This is a genomic window from Paenibacillus sp. LPE1-1-1.1 (assembly GCF_040676435.1).
In the GTDB taxonomy this organism is placed as follows: domain Bacteria; phylum Bacillota; class Bacilli; order Paenibacillales; family Paenibacillaceae; genus Pristimantibacillus.
On the sequence record NZ_JBEGHY010000004.1, the window covers coordinates 1 to 17,238 of the forward strand.

At 47.9% G+C, this 17,238-nt stretch carries 11 protein-coding genes and 1 tRNA gene; 10 read left to right on the top strand and 2 right to left on the bottom strand.

Features of this window, described 5'->3' with window-relative positions; all coding sequences use genetic code 11:
• Positions 1 to 183: 183 nt before the first annotated feature.
• A tRNA-Val gene (locus MRBLPE1_RS10265) sits at positions 184 to 259 on the top strand.
• 165 nt (positions 260 to 424) lie between these two features.
• Here MRBLPE1_RS10265 and MRBLPE1_RS10270 read toward each other — a convergent pair.
• The gene (locus MRBLPE1_RS10270) at positions 425 to 2,437 is read right to left on the bottom strand and encodes a methyl-accepting chemotaxis protein (protein WP_364144951.1); all 2,013 of its coding nucleotides are present in this window, start codon (positions 2,435 to 2,437) and stop codon (positions 425 to 427) included.
• A gap of 167 nt (positions 2,438 to 2,604) precedes the next feature.
• Here MRBLPE1_RS10270 and MRBLPE1_RS10275 point away from each other — a divergent pair, with 167 nt between their 5' ends.
• From MRBLPE1_RS10275 to MRBLPE1_RS10300, 6 genes are all read left to right on the top strand, one after another.
• Positions 2,605 to 3,984, top strand: a complete 1,380-nt coding sequence (locus MRBLPE1_RS10275; RefSeq protein ID WP_364144954.1) for an arabinan endo-1,5-alpha-L-arabinosidase — start codon at positions 2,605 to 2,607, stop codon at positions 3,982 to 3,984.
• A 33-nt stretch (positions 3,985 to 4,017) separates the two neighbouring features.
• On the top strand, positions 4,018 to 5,007 hold the full coding sequence (locus tag MRBLPE1_RS10280; RefSeq protein WP_364144956.1) for a family 43 glycosylhydrolase: 990 nt from the start codon (positions 4,018 to 4,020) through the stop codon (positions 5,005 to 5,007).
• A 276-nt stretch (positions 5,008 to 5,283) separates the two neighbouring features.
• Entirely contained in the window at positions 5,284 to 6,651 is a 1,368-nt protein-coding gene (locus MRBLPE1_RS10285; RefSeq protein ID WP_414698863.1) for an ABC transporter substrate-binding protein, read from the top strand.
• A gap of 91 nt (positions 6,652 to 6,742) precedes the next feature.
• Positions 6,743 to 7,633: a carbohydrate ABC transporter permease gene (locus MRBLPE1_RS10290; protein ID WP_364144959.1), complete on the top strand. Its 891-nt coding sequence runs from the start codon at positions 6,743 to 6,745 to the stop codon at positions 7,631 to 7,633.
• Between the two features lie 30 nt (positions 7,634 to 7,663).
• Positions 7,664 to 8,506: a carbohydrate ABC transporter permease gene (locus MRBLPE1_RS10295; protein ID WP_309000034.1), complete on the top strand. Its 843-nt coding sequence runs from the start codon at positions 7,664 to 7,666 to the stop codon at positions 8,504 to 8,506.
• 20 nt (positions 8,507 to 8,526) lie between these two features.
• A complete protein-coding gene (locus MRBLPE1_RS10300) occupies positions 8,527 to 9,966 on the top strand; it encodes an arabinan endo-1,5-alpha-L-arabinosidase (RefSeq protein WP_414698864.1) in 1,440 nt (479 codons plus the stop codon).
• A gap of 24 nt (positions 9,967 to 9,990) precedes the next feature.
• Here the strand turns inward: MRBLPE1_RS10300 and MRBLPE1_RS10305 are convergent, their stop codons facing one another.
• Positions 9,991 to 12,324: a hypothetical protein gene (locus tag MRBLPE1_RS10305; protein ID WP_364144962.1), complete on the bottom strand. Its 2,334-nt coding sequence runs from the start codon at positions 12,322 to 12,324 to the stop codon at positions 9,991 to 9,993.
• Positions 12,325 to 12,508: 184 nt separating this feature from the next.
• On the opposite strand from MRBLPE1_RS10305, the gene MRBLPE1_RS10310 reads away from it, so the two are divergent.
• The 3 genes from MRBLPE1_RS10310 to MRBLPE1_RS10320 all read left to right on the top strand — a co-directional run bounded on the left by MRBLPE1_RS10310 (position 12,509) and on the right by MRBLPE1_RS10320 (position 17,068).
• Complete coding sequence (locus tag MRBLPE1_RS10310) at positions 12,509 to 14,008, top strand: DHA2 family efflux MFS transporter permease subunit (RefSeq protein WP_364144964.1); 1,500 nt, start codon at positions 12,509 to 12,511, stop codon at positions 14,006 to 14,008.
• A gap of 218 nt (positions 14,009 to 14,226) precedes the next feature.
• Entirely contained in the window at positions 14,227 to 15,996 is a 1,770-nt protein-coding gene (locus MRBLPE1_RS10315; RefSeq protein WP_364144967.1) for a class I adenylate-forming enzyme family protein, read from the top strand.
• The gene (locus MRBLPE1_RS10320) at positions 15,989 to 17,068 is read left to right on the top strand and encodes an acyltransferase family protein (protein ID WP_364144970.1); all 1,080 of its coding nucleotides are present in this window, start codon (positions 15,989 to 15,991) and stop codon (positions 17,066 to 17,068) included. Before MRBLPE1_RS10315 ends, MRBLPE1_RS10320 begins: the two co-directional genes overlap by 8 nt.
• Positions 17,069 to 17,238 lie beyond the last annotated feature (170 nt).

The following is a 17,238-nucleotide window of genomic DNA, read 5'->3' on the forward strand; positions in this document are numbered from 1 at the left end:
ACGTTTGAGAAGCAAACTTACATCGTAAGCATACGCTTAAGTTTGCCCCGGACCCATACATCCGGCAGACAGCAGCTAAAAAGGTTTCAGCAAACCTAAACTTTCGTATCCAGTTTTCAGGGCGTAAATGTTTCATGTGTGCCAAGAAACAACCCCACAGCTTGTGGGTTTTATTGTTTTCGCGGAGGCTTAGCTCAGCTGGGAGAGCATCTGCCTTACAAGCAGAGGGTCGGCGGTTCGATCCCGTCAGCCTCCACCATACTTTCTACCGAAGTCATTGTTTATATGAACAATGTTTTTTTATTTTCAGCGACAATTATTTATACTCAGGCAATAAATTCCGAGCCGTAATTTTATAATCGCATACAAAAGGGCTGCCCCGTTTATCCGGTATAAGGATGAGGGGCAGCCCTTTTTTCTATATCTATAGCTTGAATTTATCGACGATCGTAGAGAGCTCATCTGCGGTTTGGGACAAATGAGCGGCAGAAGCAGCTATTTGCTCCATCGATGCCAGCTGTTGTTCTACCGAGGAGGAAACGTTCTGCGTGCCTCCGGCATTCTCGCCCGCGATGTGAATCGCATGGTTGACCGATTCTGCCATGAGCGAGGACTGTCCTGCAATTTCGGTTGTAATGGAGCGCAGCGTGCTGCTCATCTCAGATAGAGGGAAGACTGCCTGCAAAATGCCTTTAAAGTTGCGGTCCGTTTCTTGAACGACCTTAATGCCTTTGCCCACCTCCGTTACGGTCTTGTCCATCGACGAAACGGCTCCTAATGCAGCATCTTGAATTTGCGCGATGATGGATTTTATAGACCCCGTGGAGTTGGCGGTTTGCTCGGCCAATTTACGGATTTCCGACGCGACTACCGCGAAGCCTCGGCCATGCTCGCCTGCACGGGAAGCTTCGATACTGGCATTGAGCGCCAGCAAGTTCGTTTGCATCGCAATCTCCTGGATTACTTTAATAATTTTATCGATTTGATGCGATTGCTGATGCAGTTCGCCAATGATTTTGGATTGCTGCTCCGTATAGTCATGAATGATGCCCATTTGTTTCAGAACGGCTTGTACATGCTCGCTGCCGGCAAGCGACTTCGATCCGGCATCGCTGGTAAGCTCATTTAACTGCGAGACGCAGCCGTCAATTTCATTCATGCGTTCGGTAATGATAGAGATCCGTTCATGATTATCAGCTAATAGCGATTCTTGGGTAGCTGCGCCTTCGTGAATGTTTTGGGCGGAATCAGCAATATGCTCGGTCGCTTTAGTGGCTTGCTCGGCGCTCGCGCTTAATTGCTGCGAGGAAGAGGCCAGGGCAAGGGCGGTTGCGTTAATATTGCCCATGCTGTGATGAATGCTCGCAGCCATACTGTTGAAGCTCCTGCTCAGCTTGCCAAGCTCATCATTCCCCATCAACGGAATACGCGCTGACAAGTCGCCGCTGCTAATCGTTTCTGCTGTCCCTACCATAAGCCGAAGCGATTTGAATAAGCCGCTCAAAATGAGATAGATAAGCGCTCCGGCTACGACTAATGAGATGCTGACGACCAGAAGCGTTTGGTTCAGGATCGGCTTCGCTTGCTCGGTAAACTCGCTCGTGTACAGCGTTCCGCTAATCCTCCAGCCTGTGAGCGTATTGGTCGTGTACGTCATCATTTTGGATTTGCCGTCGAGCGAATATTCGAATTTTCCATCGTCTGCCGCGAACATTTGATCTACCCAATCGCCTTCAGCAAGCTCTCCAGCCGCAAGCGAGGGATGATAAACCGCTTTATGGTCATTGTCCAAAATGACAGCATTTCCAGATTCGCCGATTTGAACCGCATCAGCCAGAGCGGTCAGCTCCTCGATTTTTACCTCCGATCGAATGACTCCGCTCCCATCGGATACCGCTTTCGAAATACCGATGACAAATTCCCCGGTTACAGCAGAAACATAAGGTGCCGATACGATCGTTCCTGAGCTTTCCATGGCGGATAAATACCAATCCGAAGTGAGATGGTTCCCGTCTTGTGCCCATGGCGTTCCTTTTACGTTGCGGTAATAACCTGATTTTCCGCCGAATTCCAAGTTGGATATCATCGGGTGTGTCCGGTAGAAAGGATCTAATATTTTGCTTTGCAGCGTTTGCGATGCACCTGTGTATGCGGTTTCATTAATAAGCGAAGCTAAATAATCGGTATTGGCAGATTCAGCAGTGGTGTACTGCGTAATAACGGAGTTTAAGAGCTGTACGTTTTGTTCCGCACCGTTTATCACCTGCTTGGAAACCTCGTCTTTGGATGTCTTGTAGGAGAGAGTGCTGATGAGCAATGCGGGTCCCAATAGAATAATCGCAAAAGTGATGACTAGTTTACTTCGGAGCGAGAGCTTACCCTCGAATCGTTTCTTGTTTGCATGGATTTGATGGTGCAGATTGACTTTGTTTAACATAAATCCCCCACAGTTCTTCTGATGTTAATAAAGTAGTTAATAAATTTATCAATTGACAACAGCAACCATCAGTTGATAAAATTCACTTTAACATGAATTAATGAATAAATATATAAACAATTGAATGCTTTTAAGAAAAGCTTTTAACAACTCGTGGAGGAATTGAGATGAATCATCCGAGAAAACCGCCAGAGCAGCGACTGTTTGATCCGAAAACCTTTGAGGATGAGACGACTTGGAAAACGTTGAATACGCATGATCCCGGCATATTCAAAGACGGGGAGAACTACTACTCGTTTTCTACGGACGCGATGTATCGGGAAGAGGAAAGACCGCCTTTTCGCGCGGGCGTACAAGTAAGACGGTCAAAGGATTTGGTGGATTGGGAATGGATAGGCCATGCGTTTGACGGCGTGCCGGAGCAAGCGAAGGAATGGACCGGAGCCGAGGGGCTGTGGGCGCCTGATGTGATTAAGGTTAACGATACCTACTTGCTTTATTATTGCGCTTCAAGGTTTGGAACACGCCAATCCTTTATTGGTGCGGCTTCGGCGCGAAGTCCGGAAGGCCCGTGGACAGACTTAGGCGAGATCATGAAGACGGCGGAAGGCGATGATCTTGAGGTTAACGCTATTGATCCTAATGTGCTTTTTGATAAAGAAGGGCGTTTGTGGATGGTCTATGGCTCTTTTTTCGGGGGCATTTATATCCTGGAGCTTGATCGGCAGACAGGAAAACCGCTGGCAGGCGGAACGGGAACGCTCTTAGCACGCCGCGACCGAAACGTAAGGGACGGCGCAATTGAGGGGCCTTATCTCGTTTATCACCCTCAACATGATTATTACTATTTGTTCGTCTCTTATGATTCGCTCTTCTCCAACTACAATGTGCGGGTAGCGCGGTCCCGGTCGATCACCGGCCCTTATACGGATTACCTGGGCCAACCGATGACGGATACGCAGCATGCCGAGCCGTCCCGAATCGGGGTCAAATTGTTGGGGGGCTATCGCTTCGGCACCGGAGCAGGATGGCTGGCTCCAGGCCATAATTCCGTTCTGGAGGACAATGGCGTTTACTATATGGTGCATCATGCCCGAGAAGAAAGGAACAAGAGCTGTTTCCATCTTCATGTCCGGGAAATGAGCTGGACGAAGGAAGGATGGCCGCTTGTATCTCCGGAGCGGTATGCGGGAGAGCCGCCGCGTATCATTTCCCCATCGGAGATACCAGGAAATTGGGAGTGGATTATCCATGATCCGGATACCGATTCGATCGTTGAGGCTATCCCAAATTCACTGTTAGCAGACGGAAGCCTAAGCGGACCTGCCGAAGGGCAATCATGGCGCATCGCCAACCAGGAAATAATCGAGCTTCGGCTTTCCTATCCTTGGCATGGCGGGGAAACGCGTAAGCTTATGTCCTGCAGAGGATCAATCCAGCCTGCATGGGATTGGGAATTGGAAAGAGCAACACTGGTGTACTCCGGTCTTACGGAAAACGGAATAGCGGTATGGGGCAAGAAGATTAGCAGTTTGGAAGCATACTAACAACTTATTTTATAATAAAGGGGTCTTCATCTTATGATAAGCAAACAAGCAGCGGCAGCACAGCAGTTCTCGAATCCGGTTATTCCTCAGCGGGCAGATCCGTGGGTCTACAAGCATACCGACGGCTATTATTATTTTACGGCATCCGTTCCTGAGTACGACCGTCTTGAAGTTAGAAGAGCAAAGACGATTGGGGAGCTCGGCTCGGCGGAGCCGGTCGTTGTATGGAGAAAATACGATACAGGTCCAATGAGCGCAAACATTTGGGCGCCGGAAATCCATTTTGTCGGAGGCAAATGGTATATCTATTTTGCGGCGGCAAGAACGACCGAAACCGTTGATGGATTGTTTGATCATCGGATGTTCGTCCTTGAAAACGAATCCGCTAATCCGCTTGAGGGTAATTGGACGGAAAAAGGGCAAATTATAGCAAACTGGGAGTCGTTCTCGCTGGATGCTACGTCATTCGAGCATGAGGGGATTCAGTATCTGGTATGGGCGCAGCAAGACCCAGCTATAACCGGCAACTCCAATTTGTATATTGCGCAAATGAGCAACCCTTGGACGATTAGCGGGAAGCAGGTTATGATTGCAACTCCTGAATATGACTGGGAAAAAATAGGTTTTCTAGTCAACGAAGGGGCTGCCGTGCTGAAACGGAACGGGAAAATCTTCATAAGCTTCTCGGCAAGCGCCACGGATCATAATTACTGCATGGGTCTGCTCACAGCGGAGGCGACGAGCGATTTGCTTGATCCGGCATCTTGGACGAAAACAGCGGAGCCCGTGTTCCAAACCAATGAAGCAAATGGCCAATATGGGCCAGGTCACAACAGCTTTACGGTAAGCCCTGACGGGGAACAAGACATTCTTGTCTATCATGCACGCAACTACAAAGAAATTGAGGGAGATCCTCTTTATGATCCGAATCGTCATACCCGTGCGCAGGTATTTGGCTGGCATGCTGACGGTACTCCGGATTTCGGTATTCCAGTTGCGGACGCAGCGGTAGGGATAGAATAGGGGAGCGGTTGTTTGTTCTTATGTTAATGACATCTGGTTTTCATAGTTAACAATCCATCGGTTGATTAAAAAAGAGCTGATACAGCTGTTTATCTATGAAAAACCAGGTGTAGATAGCGTTTCCAAATATTCATTCGACATGTATTGACAATGTAAGCGCTTTGCACTATTATAAGTTTAACAAAAGTATTAATTATTTAACAAATATGCTTACTTGGTGAATTTGTTGATAATTAATGGATCTTGTGAAGGCAGTACATTCAGGAGGGGTTCAAGTTGGCAAAGAAAAAAAGTTTATTCTCAATGTTCGCAGTCATGATGTCGTTAGTCGTAGTACTCTCTGCATGCGGTGGCAAAGACAACGCAGGCAACTCTGGTAACACAGGCAGCACAGGCGAAAAAACAGAATCCAAACAAATTTCTTTTATGTTTAGAGGCGGACCTGAAGAGCAAAAGGCATATGAGGCAACCGTTAAGAAATTCGAAGCGGACAACCCTGGCGTTAAAGTTAAAATCATCACAACAACAGGCGATCAATACGCAACAAAATTGAAAGCTGCTATTACAGGCAAAAGCGTTCCGGACGTATTTTATTTTGACCCGGGCGATCTGAGAGCGTATGCAAACGGCGGCGTACTTAAAGATATCACAGAATACGTGTCTGATGTAAAATTCGATAACATCTGGAAATACGGCGTTGACAGCTACCGTTACGACGGTGAAACCGTAGGCCAAGGCAGTATTTACGGCTTGCCGAAAGACGTAGGTCCTTTCGCACTTGGTTACAACAAAGCAATGTTTGAGGCTGCTGGCATTCCGCTGCCGGATAAAGACAAACCTTACACATGGGATGAATTCATTAAAGTTAACCAACAGCTGACGAAAGACAATAACGGTGACGGCAAAATCGACCAATACGGTACAGGCTTTAACGTAAACTGGGCATTGCAAGCTTTCGTATGGAGCAACGGTGCTGACTGGCTTGATGAAACGAATACCAAAGTAACCATCGACGATCCTAAGTTTGCTGAAGCCTTGCAATACTTCGCCGACATGCAAAATGTTTACAAAATTACGCCTTCTATTGAAGATGCGGCAACACTTGATACTTACCAGCGTTGGATGAAAGGCGAGCTTGCATTTTTCCCTGTAGGCCCTTGGGATCTGGCAACTTACGAAACACTGCCTTTCGATTATGACCTGATTCCTTACCCGGCTGGTTCTACCGGCAAATCGGCAACTTTCGTTGGATCGCTCGGAATCGGCGTATCTAACACTTCGAAGAGCCCTGAGCTTGCAGCTAAGCTGGTGACTTACTTGACTGCTTCGCCAGAAGGCCAACAGCAGCTGGTTGATGCCAAGGTTCAAATTCCTAACCTGATCGACATGGCTGAAACTTGGGCTGCTAATTCCGAAACGAAACCAGCGAACAAGAAAGAATTCCTTGATATCGTTCAAGATTACGGTAAACCAATGCCTAACACATTGACTTACAATGCAGAATGGTACCAATTGTTCTTCACAGACGTTCAACCGGTGCTTGACGGTAAAGTTACAGCTGCCGATTACGTGAAATCGCAACAGCCAAAAATGCAAAGCTTGCTGGATAAAGCGATCGAACAAGAAGCGAAATCAAAGAAATAATTGAGTTAATCATTTTTAACCCGCAAGCAGTGATGCTAGCCCTCTCGCAGAGCTAGCATCGCTCTTATGCCGGGTGAATCAGGGGTGGAAGATGAAAACCAAGTCGAATCTCTATCGCAAAGAAAGCTACTACGGGTATTTATTTGTGCTTGCTCCCGTTCTTGGATTTCTCTTGTTTACGTTGTATCCGCTTTTATACTCGCTTTATGGTTCCTTTACCGATTGGGACGGCTTAGGCCGGATGGATTTTATCGGATTTGCCAACTTCAAAGAAATTTTTATGGATGAACAATTTCATAAAGCCAGCTTCAATACGCTTTTCATGATGATCGGTATCCCAATTGAGATAGTATTAGCCCTGCTGCTTGCCCTAGGCTTGAACCGAAAAATGCTTGGTACAACAACGTTTCGCGTCGTTTACTACATTCCGGTAATATCCTCGCTCGCGGCGATTTCGATTTTATGGCAATGGGCTTATAACGGCGACTATGGTTTAGTGAACCAGTTTCTTGCTCTATTCGGTATCGAGGGCCCCAACTGGTTAACTGATAAATATACGGTGAAACCGGCACTCATTATAATGATGGTATGGAAAAACCTTGGTTACTCGATGCTTCTTTATTTGGCGGCGCTGCAAAGCGTGCCGAAAGACTATTATGAAGCCGCGCAGCTTGACGGGGCAAATGCTTTTCAAATTTTCAGGCATATCACGTTCCCAATGGTTAAACCGGTTACTTTCTTCATTGTCGTAACAAAGGTGATCGGCGGCGCGCAAATTTTCACGGAAATCAACATTATGACATCCACGGGCGGTCCGGAGTACAGCTCTGCCTCTGTCGTATTCTATGTTTGGCAAAAAGCGTTCGGCAACCTGCAAATGGGTTATGCCTCCGCAATGGCGATGCTGCTTGGTCTATTCATCTTCGTGATCACGCTCGTTCAATTCAAGATGAATGAAAAGTCGTCGAAGGACCTGGAATAACGACAACAGAGGGAAGGAGTGAGCCTGACTATGCTATCGGCCAAAAAATTTAAACTATCAGATGTATTGATCTTTATCCTAATTAGTATCGGCGCAGTATTCATGATTGCTCCGCTTGCCTGGACGGTTTCCACATCGTTTAAAACAAAGGCGGAAGTATTCGCTTTGCCGCCCGTTTGGATACCCGAGAAATTCGACTTCATTAAATACGTGGAGATTTGGGAAAAAGGTCCTTTGCTCAGCGGTATCCAGAACAGCTTGCTGATTACGCTGTGCGTGACGATTATCGGAACGTTCACATCAAGCTTAGCTGCTTACTCATTTGCGAAGCTTCGCTTTAATCACAAAAACAAAATTTTCATGCTTTTGCTATCATCCCTCATGATTCCGTATCCGGCCATTATGATTCCTCAGTTTATCATGTTTTCTGAGTTTGGCTGGGTAGACACGTTAAAGCCGCTGATCGTACCGGGCTTGTTCGGGAATATTATGATGATCTTCTTCCTGCGCCAATATTTGACCAGCGTGCCTGGGGCTATTATTGAAGCGGCGAAAATTGATGGTGCTTCCTATTTCGGCATCTTCACGAAAATTGTTTTTCCGTTAATCCGCCCAGCGGTCGCAGCGCAGGTCATTCTTTGGTTCATGGGAATCTGGAACGATTATTTGGCTCCGATTATTTACTTGAACTCGCCGGAGAAGCAGACGCTTCAGCTTGTTATCGCAAACTTTAATGCGACCTATGCGATTCAAACGGATTATCCGTTAATTATGGCTGCATCCTTCGTGGCATTGCTGCCAATGCTTATTATCTTCCTGGTATTCCAAAAGCAAATCATCGAGTCTGTCGCTATTTCCGGCGTAAAGGGCTAGCAGAGAGGGCTAATGCGCATATGAGACCGACTAAAGCTGGCATACAGAAATTCGCAGCGGTAAGCCTATTGACTGCCGTTCTCCTCGCCGGCTGCTCGAAGGGCACGGCGGTGCAGGAGCCTTCGGCGCCGCCCGCTTATCCGATGTACGATACGGCCAATCTCCATAACGAGAAAAACTGGAATATCAGCAATGTGCATGATCCCTCTATTTTGAAGGACGGCGACACGTATTACGTTTATTCCACGGACGTTAAGGTCGGAGGAAGCAGCACGCCGGGCATTATGGTTCGCAAGTCGAAGGACCTGATCAGCTGGGAATGGGTAGGCTATGCGTTTGACGGCATTCCTGCGGAAGCGGAGGAATGGACAGGCGCCACGAATCTATGGGCTCCGGATATTGAGAAGCTCGGCGATACGTATTATTTGTATTATTCGGCATCGACGTTCGGCTCGAATACGTCGTATATCGGCGTAGCGACGAGCGCTTCTCCCGAAGGCCCCTGGACGGATCAGGGCGAGGTTGTCAAAACCTCCGGCGCAGACGAGCCTAATGCGATCGATCCGAATATTGTGACGGATGCGGACGGCAAGCCTTGGTTCGTGTTTGGTTCCTTCTTTGGCGGTATTTACGTATCGCCGCTGGATGAGAAGACAGGTAAGCTCGCGGAATCAGGCTACGGCACGAAAATTGCCAAGCGCAGTCAAGCCATGGAACAAGGCGCAGTTGAAGGCCCTTACGTGGTCTATAATCCGGAGCAAAAGAAATACTACTTATTCGTTTCCTATGACTCCTTATCTTCGGATTACAATGTACGCGTTGGGCGGTCGGATGCCATTACCGGTCCTTACCTGGACGCAAACGGCCGCGATATGCTGGATAACCAGTACGAGGCACCGTTTGAGATCGGCAACAAGCTGATCGGCGGGTATCGTTTTTCCGAAGGAGAGGGCTGGATGTCTCCAGGCCATAATTCCGTGCTGCAGGATGGCAACGACTATTATTTGGTTCATCACGCAAGACCGGAGCAGGATCCGAACTGGATGTATCTTCATGTAAGGAAAATGTTATGGACGCAGGATGGCTGGCCGGTCGTTTCTCCTGAAAGATACGATGGCGAAACGCTGCAGAAGATACCGAAGGGAAGCATCGCAGGCGAATGGGAAGAAATCGTACACGAGAAGCTGATCGACGGCCAGGTCGATTCGGAGCCGTTAACGCTGCTGAAGAACGGCAAGATCGGAAGCGGCGAGGAAAAGGATTATTGGGAATTTGACGGCGACCATACGATAACCTTGTACTGGCATGACGCCGATGGAGCCGTTATCGCTAAGGAAACGGCACTCCTGCTGCCTGCATGGGATTGGGAGCTTAATAAAGCCACGCTTGTTTTCACGGGTTTGAACGAACAAGGAACCGCGGTGTGGGGAAAACAAATAACAAGCGCTGCGAAGAAATAATGACAAAGAAACAAGCCTCGGAATTCACTTCGCGAGGCTTGTTTCTTTTTTGTCTGGACTTAAGTATTTAACGAGGAATGATACCTGATCCTTTTCATTCGTCTGCAGTGCATTGTGATTGAGCAGCAGCTCCGGTGCAGCCAGCAGCGAGTTGATATCCGCTATTTTAAATTTTATTTTTCCTGCGGCAGCGTCTTCTTTTTTTCCGTCAAAGCCGCTTTTAACCTTATCGAACGAGGCGTTGAAGGCTTGCAATTGCTTAGAGGAAGGCGCATCCGCCGCAATGCTCTTCAGAAGGGTTTCCGCACCCTTAGAGTCGCCCCATTCGCCAGCCAAACTCGCCAGCGTAACATCCTTTTTATCCAAAATCGTGTTTAAGTGGCTTAGAGCATGCGTTTTTTCCGGGCTCTCATCCAATTGGGCAATGTTTGCCATCATTTTTCGAATGTTAGCCTCATTAAATTTAAAGCTGCTGGCTCTCGTAACAGCGGCTTTGCCTTTGTAATTCACGCTGGATATCGTGTTTATCAGGCTATCGTAATCTTTGAGAAAAGCGGAGATGACAGCGGGCTTATCCGTCATTTTATTCGCGAAAAACGTATCGGCATACTCTCTCTTGCTCAAAATGTCAGCGGTCATTTTTATGCCGGAATCCGTGCCTTCAGATGTGCAAACCGGTAAATCGGTATGGTCTCTTTCCGATAACAGCTTTCGATAAAACGTTAAACCCCTTTGTAAAACTGCATATCGTTTATCGATCTCGTCGCCCATCTTTTGTACGGTAGAGATGCGTTTGTAGTTCGGCAAAGGGCCTTCCTTCGACTTCTCCCAAGCAGCCTGCTCTTCGAAATTATCCTCGTGCCCGGAAAGAGCGGCTGCCCGTTCATCTGCAGCGTCTCCGGCCCAAAACTCCATTCGTCCCGCGGCATTATTGTCTTTGTCATCAATAAAGATGACATTCAGGCCAAGCAGCGCCATCCCTTCCAAGCTTCCGCTCCGCATGCCGATGGATACCGCGTCGTTTTCTTGATGCAGCAGCTGAAATAAATAGCGCTGCGCATTGCGGTCGCGGAGAGAAGGGGCATATTCCTCGCCGGAGTTTTGCGGCTTCCAGAATTCCCCGAGATGCACGACTTCGTTCCGGGCGCCCAGCTCTTCTTTGGTTACGACCTCGTCACCGACAAAGACGAGCTGGCGGGCCGGAAAGGAAGCCCTCAGCTTAGCGGCTAACTGAAAAACCATAAGCTGATGCGAGTCGAGTTCCTTATGCGCGCCGCCTTTCTGCCCGCTGTTGCGTCCCCATAGAATGAGGCATTGTTTGCCCTTTAGTACGGGGTCCAGCATTACTTTTTTGTATTCCTCGATTTTCAGCTTAAGCGCTTGGTCTCCTTCGGAGCTTCCAAGCTGAATTTGCTCCCGCAGCACTTTTGTTTTCTCGGGATCATGCAGAGCTTCGCCAATCACTCGCGTAGCCTCGTAGGTTTCTTTGTTCCAAGGTTTTACGGCGCCGGGCGTATGCTCGTTGTAGACGGTAGAATACCGGTCGGACGTGCCCTGGTAAGCGCGGTTATCGTCGGTTTGGCTGAATGCGATGCCCCCTGCTTTTTGCGCTGCATCAAAGTATTCCGGGAGCTGCTCGCGGTTTTTCAAAAACGAGGGACCTTGAATCCTCTTGGTTTTCTCCGTTTGGGGAGGAGGATCCTTTAGGAAGTTCTCGGCTGTTTCCGGGTGCGAGGGGGCTTTCCTCTGATCGCCCGTAAGCACCTTGACCGTGAGGCTGGGATCGACTAAAGGAACCATCGCGAGTCCAGTAGCATCGCCTGTCATATACTCGGCCGTACCGATACTGCGCCAATTGTAATGTTTGTTCAAATGATATTTAACGGCGTCCTTGGCCAGCTTATTGAAGCCCTTGCCGTCATTGCTGTATGTAAACGATTTGCCGTCCTTGTGCCAATCCTCCAAGAAGCTGTTCAGCTTAGAGAAGCTGAAGCCGAGCAGCAGCTCCTGCTCCAACTGCTCCTTGATATGCGGCGGCTTCTCTTTCATGACTTCGTCCATGATCTCGGAGGGAGAGACGTAATAAAGCATTTTGGACTTGCAGTATTCCAAAATATCATCGCTTCCTGCATTATTTTCAATTGAAATTTTTCTTTGGACAACGCCCTGCGCCGACATAAGCTGCGTAACGGCGCGGTTTCCCATGTTTTTTTGTAAGTGTAAGAGGTTTGCAGAGGATACGCCCGCTGCCGATTGCTCTCTTAAAGCAGTAGTATGCTGCTCTTGAGATGGCATGTTTTGCTTCTGCATGCTCTTGCCTGCTGCTTGAGATGTATTTTCTTGAGAATGAAATGCCATACTATCATTCACTTCCTTAATTTTCATATTCCCGTTTTTATTATAACCTTGAGCAGCGGAGAAGAGTAGCGGCGCTTTCATTTGGAGGCGCGGGAAAAAGACCTAACATTTCATTGAAATTAGTTTAGAACTAAAATATAATAGTTAAGCTGTAAAGTAATTTCAAAGGGTGTGGGATAATCAAATGGATCAAGCAGAATCTCAAAAGGTGCGTTTCTGGCCTATAATGGTTGCAATTTTTATCGGATCATTTTTATGCGTATTGGCGTCGGCTACGATTAACCTGGCGCTCGAAATTTTAACGGATCATTTTAATACGACGCTGGGCTCTGTGCAGTGGACCTTAACCGGGTTTATGCTGGCGATGGGGACAACGGCACCTATAGCCGGTTACTTAGGCGAGAGGTTCAGCTTCAGACGCCTTTATCTGTTTTCATTAATCGGCTTTACGCTGGCATCTATACTGTGCGCGACGGCATGGAGCGAAGGCTCGCTCATTTTTTTTCGTGTGCTGCAAGGCGCATTCAGCGGACTGATCATTCCGGCTACGATGTCGATTATTTATCAAATCATTCCAAGAGAACGCCAAGCGATGGCCGTTGCCTTCTGGGGTTTGTCCGCGATGCTGGCACCTGCTTTCGGACCTACCATCAGCGGCTGGATTTTGGAAAACATGAATTGGCAGTGGCTGTTCCTTATGAACATTCCCATCGGGTTGATTGCCATAGGCTTCGTGTATGCCTACATTCCTTATTATCGGATGAATATTCCAAAAAGTTTCGATGGGCTTGGCTTCTTGACGGTAATCATAAGCAGCTCATCCTTGCTTCTTGCGCTTGGCCAAGGCCATAACTGGGGCTGGGGATCTTGGAAGATCGTTTCTTTGTTCGCCGTCGGCGTGATTGCGCTGCTTCTATTCGTATGGCGCGAGCTTACGACAGAGACGCCTTTGCTTAACCTAAGAGTGTTCAAGGACAGACGTTTTACCCTGAATGCGGTCATCTCTAATATTATTACAATCAGCTTATATTCAGGCACTTTGCTGACGCCGGTATTCCTTCAAAGAATCCAGCATGTATCGGCGATGGATACGGGCATGATTTTGCTGCCGGCTTCACTGGCGATGGCACTGCTGATGCCCGTTGTCGGAAAGCTTTACGGCATTATCGGGCCGCGCTGGCTCATGTCCGGCGGAATCGTTCTGCTCACGATCGGTACGCTGGCATTAAGCTGGTTAAGCGTCGATGTTTCCCATTCCTATGTCATATGGTGGATGATCGTTCGTAATATCGGGATCGCGTTTGTCGTTATGCCTTCAAGCAATGCGGCCATGGAGCAGATTCCTGCCGAGCTCTCGGGGCATGCTTCAGCCATTACGAACTGGACACGGAATGTATTCGGCTCGTTTGCCATCGCGATCTTCACGACGATGCTCGCTTCGAGATCGGTTTCGCATGCGACCGATTTAATGAAAGCCGGAGATACCAATGAGCTTCATATTGGAATCATGTCATTTACGATGAGCGTGAATGATGTCTACGTCGTTGCTACATTGGTAGCAGTCGCTGCGCTTCCGCTAAGCCTATTCATAGGAAAGACAAAGCGCGGAGAGCGGCCGAGTACAAAGCCAGAGAAAGAAAAGGCTGGAGTTAAACCCGTAACGGCAACGGTTTCGGGCAAATAATACAATATACGCCGCAAGCGCTTCTCACAAGCCGCTGCGGCGTATTTTTTTTGAATAATTGTTCTTTATTAAGAACTGTTAAGGTGATATATTATACATATTGACGCTATGGGGCTGCGGCGATTGTATTTTTTTACTCCCTATCGTTCTTTATGAAGGATGCTTAACTTTGTTAATGGCTTGTACCGTTTATTTTACAAATGCGGGGGTTAAGGTAGATGAAGAATAAGAATACGGGCGCATGGAATAGGAATACGATTCCTTATTTGCTTCAAAAAAGAGCAGCGGAAAGCACGCATGACGTTGCCTACAGCTTTCCGTCTCTTGATCAGCACTATACGTGGCGGATGGTTTGGGAACAGTCGCGGCTGCTGGCCAAAGGTCTCCTGCAGCTCGGCGTTAAGAAAGGCGATGCGATTGCCATCCTTATGCCGGGCAGAGCGGAAATGGTGATTTCGATGTTTGCGGCAGCCTGCGTCGGTGCGGTCATCGTCCCGATTAATACCTATTCAAAGAAGCTGGAGCTCCAGCATTATTTGAAGGACGCCCGGCCGGTCGCCCTGATTATGGGGAGCGAGGCGCAGCATAACCATTTTCCGGCGATCATGCAGGAAATCATTCTGGATTGCAGCAAGGAAGGTGCAGGAGGCGATTGGCTGCCGGAGCATATTTTTGTGCTGGATGAAAAGAATGAAGGCGTTGAGCCTTTTCAATCCTATTCGGATTTGGTTATGCTTGGGTCAGCTGTGGAGGAGAAGGTTTTTTCAGCCGCGTGCGAGTCGTTAGTCCCCCAAGACCCGCTCATTCTCCTTTATACCTCCGGCACGCTGGGCCTTCCGAAGGGCGTTATGCGCTCCACGGCTTCGTTCTTGCTATCGTCTAATTTGGTTGATAAGCCGGGGAAGAGCAGCTCATTGCTTATGATGCTGAGCGATAAAATCACGCGGTTTTTTTCGGTGATGAATTTGCTGCCTTTGTACCACCTTGGCGGATTTGCCACTCTTTTTACCGGCTTGAAGGCCTGTAATATCCGGATTGTCATGCTTGGCCACTTCAACCCCCTAAACGCGCTATCAGCCGTAGAAAAAGAAAAGTGCAGGGTGCTTATAGGCACCCCTTACATGATTCAGCAAATGATGCTGTCCCCAAAAAGAAACGAATATAATTTAAAATCATTGCTCGGCATCGCATTTACCTCTGCCGCGGTGAACAATACGATTTTGCAAAAAATCATGAAAAATTTGAATCTGTATTTTTTTATGGTAAGCTACGGCTCTTCGGAAGCCGGCTCTGTCGCGAACGGAACCTGCTTTATTAATCGCAAGAACAGCTTGCCGCTGCTATTGCTGTACAGGCTGCTTAGCCATAAGAATCTTTTTAGCGGGTTAATTCATTACAAGGAATTTGAGAAAGGCACCTACAGCATTGGGGGAAAGGTCGATAAGGTTGTAGAGGTGCGCATATTGAATCCCGAGACGGGAGAGGAACTGCCTCCTCATGAGCATGGCGAGATCGCGATTCGGAGCCACAGGGTAATGCGCTATACCAATGATGTCTATGACAAAAAGTCGGTCACGGCTGACGGCTGGTACAAATCCGGTGACCTGGGTTTTCTGGACGACCGAAGCCATTTAACGATTACGGGACGGCTGCACAGAATGATTAGCCGCGGAGGCGAGAAGATTTCCCCTGTGGAAATTGAAAATGTGCTGCTGCGGCATAAGGATGTGGAGGAGGCTCTCGTCATTGGCGTGCCGGATGAGCTTTATGGAGAGCAGGTTTGTGCCTGCATCGTCGCCAAGCAAGGGGCAAGCCTAACCCCGGAGAAGCTGAAAAATGATTTGGCGCCTTATTTGTCGGCCTTTAAGCTGCCTCGATACATCGTATTCCTGCCCATGTTCCCGCTATCGCCTACAGGCAAAATATCCATTGCGGAAATTAAGTCGCTCGTGCTGAATGGGACGGGAGAGCTGAGGAAAAATGCGTAAATACTATCCGGGTATTACTATTTTTAAGCTGGCGGGCTCTTTGCTTGTTCTCGTTGCCCACCTCATGCTCATCAAATACATGGCGCTTATGCCGGGGCAAGCGGTCATTCAATTTACTTCCTTGGCGACCAGAGTGGTCGTGCCTTGCTTTTACGTCGTATCGGGTTTTCTAGCTTATAAAAGCTGGAGCCATGCGGCTGACCCTCGGTTGTATATGCAAAAATATTTCAAGCGCATCGCAATCATCTATTGTTTTTTTTGCGTTATTTTCATTGCGCAAAGCATCGTGCCGAAGCTGATCAGCGAGGGCCTGTCAGCCGGCAATCTCGTTTTGCAAGCTAAGATATTGTTTATGGCTATTGTCCTGAATGGTCCATTTATTCAATTTTGGTTCATTCCTCCGCTTGTTTTCGGTTTGATCACTGCCTATTGGCTATTCCAAAAGCAATACGTTCGGCTTGCCGTTATTTTGGCGTTGACGGGCTTTATGGGCATTCAATTCGTATCCGGCAGCTTAAAAACGGTGTTAGGCGTCACGGCAAACAGCTTTCCTCCGATCGACCCCGCGTATCTCGACTATTTGAATTTATTTGCGACCCGGTATATCGGCTTCGGCTTCACCTTTGTTACCGCAGGCGTTCTGCTTGCGAAGTTCGAGGATAAACTTATGCAAATCAAGGTGAAACCAATTTTAATCTTTTCGGTCATTCTAACCTTTGCAGAGACGCTGCTTTTGCTGCTGTTTAGCGAATGGACGACGGAATACAAGCTTACCTTCAGCGTGCTTCCGAATACGCTTTTGATTTTTTACGGCATTCTTCGTATCCGAAGCGAGGCCGTCCATAAATATAACAAAGTCATCAGCTTGTTCAGCATGGTCACGTTTTTCGGGCACATCTTATTCATGGTTGCTAACTTGTGGCTTCTCGGATGGAGGATCGAGCGTATGAACACAGGACAGGATCTTACGCTGCTGCTTCTGACCTTGCTTGAATGCGTCGCGGCTACGGCATTCTTACGCATGTTCGCCAATACATTGTCCGCCAGGAAAACGAGAAGCGCTGCGTTATAAGATTATTCTTCTTTTAACACTCCGCTGTACTTGAGGTTATCGGTGCTTAACAAGCTCAAAGATGAAATCTACCAAGCCCAAATATGGAATGAGAAAGCCTCCAAAACCTCAGTAAGAGTTGTGATGGAGGCTATAATTTCTTATGATTCGTATTCCATAGTGGGCAAAGA

Bases quoted from the DNA above. Each gene is read 5' to 3' on its own strand.
- MRBLPE1_RS10295 (WP_309000034.1), top strand. From the start codon at position 7,664: ATGCTATCGGCCAAAAAATTTAAACTATCAGATGTATTGATCTTTATC.
- MRBLPE1_RS10315 (WP_364144967.1), top strand. From the start codon at position 14,227: ATGAAGAATAAGAATACGGGCGCATGGAATAGGAATACGATTCCTTAT.
- MRBLPE1_RS10280 (WP_364144956.1), top strand. From the start codon at position 4,018: ATGATAAGCAAACAAGCAGCGGCAGCACAGCAGTTCTCGAATCCGGTT.
- MRBLPE1_RS10320 (WP_364144970.1), top strand. From the start codon at position 15,989: ATGCGTAAATACTATCCGGGTATTACTATTTTTAAGCTGGCGGGCTCT.
- MRBLPE1_RS10305 (WP_364144962.1), bottom strand. From the start codon at position 12,324: ATGGCATTTCATTCTCAAGAAAATACATCTCAAGCAGCAGGCAAGAGC.
- MRBLPE1_RS10300 (WP_414698864.1), top strand. From the start codon at position 8,527: ATGAGACCGACTAAAGCTGGCATACAGAAATTCGCAGCGGTAAGCCTA.
- MRBLPE1_RS10275 (WP_364144954.1), top strand. From the start codon at position 2,605: ATGAATCATCCGAGAAAACCGCCAGAGCAGCGACTGTTTGATCCGAAA.
- MRBLPE1_RS10290 (WP_364144959.1), top strand. From the start codon at position 6,743: ATGAAAACCAAGTCGAATCTCTATCGCAAAGAAAGCTACTACGGGTAT.
- MRBLPE1_RS10270 (WP_364144951.1), bottom strand. From the start codon at position 2,437: ATGTTAAACAAAGTCAATCTGCACCATCAAATCCATGCAAACAAGAAA.
- MRBLPE1_RS10310 (WP_364144964.1), top strand. From the start codon at position 12,509: ATGGATCAAGCAGAATCTCAAAAGGTGCGTTTCTGGCCTATAATGGTT.